The 291-nt window shown below is 70.4% G+C and carries 2 protein-coding genes; both read left to right on the top strand.

Annotated elements, in window-relative coordinates; all coding sequences use genetic code 11:
- Positions 1-234 (top strand): hypothetical protein (locus ACG00Y_RS28835; protein WP_394485104.1); only part of this gene is annotated, 234 nt, incomplete at its 5' end.
- Positions 209-291: prepilin-type N-terminal cleavage/methylation domain-containing protein (locus tag ACG00Y_RS28830; protein ID WP_394485106.1), on the top strand; the 83-nt coding region annotated here is incomplete at its 3' end. The genes ACG00Y_RS28835 and ACG00Y_RS28830, both read left to right, overlap by 26 nt.

Raw genomic sequence — 291 nt, 5'->3', positions numbered from 1 at the left:
GCCTACGACCCCTCGCTGTTTGCACCGGCGCAGGCGGGCGTGCCGCCGAACGGCCGGCTGTCCTTCAAGCTCGGCGCCCGCGGCGGCCAGGTCGTCTTCGTGCTGCGCGCACTGGCGGCGGCGGGCGGTCAGACGGCCGAGTTCAGCCTAGTCAGCGCCATCGGCCGCGACGAGCAGGGCAGCAGCGTGCCGCTACGTGCGGAGGGCAATGCCAGTGTCGTGGTCGAGAGGTAGAGGTTTCACCCTCGTAGAGATGTTGGCCGTCGTCGCCATCGTCGGCGTGCTGGTGTC

The sequence above is a fragment of the Pelomonas parva genome (assembly GCF_043555835.1).
GTDB lineage: Bacteria > Pseudomonadota > Gammaproteobacteria > Burkholderiales > Burkholderiaceae_C > Pelomonas > Pelomonas parva.
Note: the sequence above shows the minus strand (reverse complement) of the source record. Positions and strands in the feature narration are given on the sequence as shown.